We start from the raw sequence: 2568 nt of genomic DNA on the forward strand, positions 1-2568 counted from the left end.
AGCTGATCGAAAAGGTATTCCGGAAAGCAAGGGTTGAAGGCACCGATGTCGGCCGCGTGATCCAGATAGACCCGGCGTATGCCATCGTCATCCGGCCCGATACGGGGTGTGTTGTCTGGTGGAGCCGCCGCGGCGAGTACGCGTTCCCATTCGGCAAATTTGGCGAGCATCGCGTCGACGGTGGGGTGGGGATGCTCCAAAGAGAGCAGCAGCGAGCTGATACGCCGGATGGCGCCGGCGGCAGCGACCATCTGCGGCAGCGGCTGTTCGCCGAATCGGGCGGCTCCCGAGGCTGATTCCCGGTCGGTCCTCGTCGCGGGTGTGCCCTCGGCCATGATCCTCTTCCACGGCCGGCTGTTCCCTCGTCGGCCTTTCCTTGCTAACTTATACAGCGTAGCAATCGTAGCCGCTACTGTATGGGTAACGGTAGAGGCGGAGAAGGGCGGAATCAACGGTGAGTCAAAACCTCCACTCCGCCGCGGCTGAGGGTTCGGTGACAGCACGCCGGGACGGCGAAGTCCTGCGACTCACGCTCGAGCGGCCTGCGCAGCGCAATTCATTGAGTCATTCCATGATCGAGTCGTTCATCGACGCATTGACCGATGCCGCGGTCGACGACTCGCTTCGGGCCGTCCATATCACCGGTTCGGGAAGCGACTTTTGCGCGGGTGCTGACTGGCTAGCCACCAACAGCGGTCCCGGGGAGCGGCCCCGCGCCGGAGCGCTGGTGCGCCGAACTCCGCACCTGGCGCATCGCCTGATCGAATTGATCCATACCATCCAGCTGCCGGTGGTGTGCAGCGTGCAGGGCTGGGCCGTCGGGCTAGGGTGCAATCTCGCACTGGCCGCAGATTTCACCGTGGCCAGTGCCGACGCCACGTTCTGGGAACCGTTTGTAGCGCGTGGTTTCACTCCGGACTCGGGCGCCAGTTGGCTGCTGCCGCGACTGGTCGGCTTGACGCGGGCCAAGGAAATGCTGCTGCTCGGTGAGAAAGTGAGCGCCACCCAAGCCGAGGACTGGGGATTGATCCATCGCACCGTGGACCACTCAGAACTCGACTTTGCCAGCGAGGACTTGCTGACCCGACTAGCCGACGGACCTACTGTGGCGATCGGACTGGCTAAGCAGGCCATCCACTACGCTGCCCAGGCGACGTTGAGCGAGTCCATGACCCAGGAGCTGTTCAATTTGGAATTGTCTTGCCGTACAGGCGACTTCAAGGAAGGACTGGCGGCGTTCCGGGAAAGGCGTACGCCGAAATTTCGTGGCCGGTGAGCTGTGCCAGCCGATGAAGGGAAGCATTCCATGCCGTTCGACACGATCAAATATGACGTCGATGGGCACACTGCCACGATCACCCTGAACCGCCCGGACGCCCTCAACGCGCTCAGTCCCCACATGGTTGCCGAGTTGCGGGCCGCCTACGACGAAGCTGAGAACGACGAGCGGGTGTGGCTGCTAATCGTCACCGGCACGGGTCGCGCGTTTTGCACCGGCGCCGACGTCAAGGCGATCCCAGCCGACGGCAAGGTGATTTACGAACGCCCCTATCTGTCGACCTACGAGCAGTGGGAGGCGCCGCAGGAAGGCACCCCGCCGTTTCGGCGGATGGCCAAACCGGTCTTGGCGGCCATCAACGGTTTGTGTTGTGGCGCCGGCTTAGATTGGGTCACCACCGGGGACATCGTCATCGCTTCCGATAAGGCGACGTTCTTCGACCCGCATGTCAGCATCGGACTGGTGGCCGGCCGTGAGCTGGTGCGCCTGGCCCGCGTGCTGCCCCGCTCGGTCGCATTGCGGATGGCGTTGATGGGAAAGCACGAGCGGATGAGCGTGCAGCGGGCCTACGAGTTGGGACTGATCAGCGAAATCGTCGAGCACGATCGGCTTCTGGAGCGCGCCCACGAGATCGCCGACATTGTCAACTCCAATGCGCCGCTAGCTGTGCGGGGCACCCGGCTGGCGATCCTCAAGGGCTTGGATCTGCCGCTGCACGAAGCCGAGATGCTCGCCGAAGCGTTTCGCGAACGCAACCTGCACACCGAGGATTCACTCGAAGGTCCCAAGGCTTTCATGGAAAAACGGGCACCTAATTGGCAATGCCGATGAGATTCCAAACCATACTGCTCGAGGTGGACGCGAACGACCGCGTCGCGACCATCACGTTGAACCGGCCGGAGCAGCTCAACGCGTTCAACCGCACCATGTGTGAGGAGATGCGCGAGGCCTGGCACATTGTCAAACACGACGAGTCCGTCAACGCAGTCGTACTGCGCGCAGCCGGCACCCGTGCGTTCAGTGCCGGCCTCGACATCAAGACACCGTACGGCCAGCCCGAAAACATCTGGAACCACGAGGATCCCGGCGAAGCGCTGAGCCCCAAGTGGCAAAAGATGTGGAAACCAGTGGTGTGCGCGGTCCACGGGATGTGTACTGCCGGCGCGTTCTATTTTCTCAACGAGTCGGACATCGTCGTCTGCTCCACTGATGCGACGTTTTTCGACTCGCATGTCTCGGCCGGCCTGGTGTGCGCGTTGGAGCCGATCGGACTGATGCGCCGCATCGGG

Annotated in this window: 3 protein-coding genes and 1 pseudogene; 3 read left to right on the forward strand and 1 reads right to left on the reverse strand. The window is 62.8% G+C overall.

What is annotated here, in order from left to right:
• A pseudogene (locus VFA16_RS04975) lies at positions 1–335 on the reverse strand (hypothetical protein); the annotation flags it as partial.
• Between the two features lie 119 nt (positions 336–454).
• Here VFA16_RS04975 and VFA16_RS04980 point away from each other — a divergent pair.
• The 3 genes from VFA16_RS04980 to VFA16_RS04990 form a co-directional block, all read left to right on the forward strand.
• Complete coding sequence (locus VFA16_RS04980; protein WP_324966747.1) at positions 455–1276, forward strand: enoyl-CoA hydratase/isomerase family protein; 822 nt, start codon at positions 455–457, stop codon at positions 1274–1276.
• 30 nt (positions 1277–1306) lie between these two features.
• A complete protein-coding gene (locus VFA16_RS04985) occupies positions 1307–2110 on the forward strand; it encodes an enoyl-CoA hydratase/isomerase family protein (RefSeq protein ID WP_324966748.1) in 804 nt (267 codons plus the stop codon).
• Positions 2101–2568 (forward strand): enoyl-CoA hydratase/isomerase family protein (locus VFA16_RS04990; protein WP_324966749.1); only part of this gene is annotated, 468 nt, incomplete at its 3' end. The genes VFA16_RS04985 and VFA16_RS04990, both read left to right, overlap by 10 nt.

The sequence above is a fragment of the Mycobacterium sp. genome (assembly GCF_035653355.1).
Lineage (GTDB): Bacteria > Actinomycetota > Actinomycetes > Mycobacteriales > Mycobacteriaceae > Mycobacterium.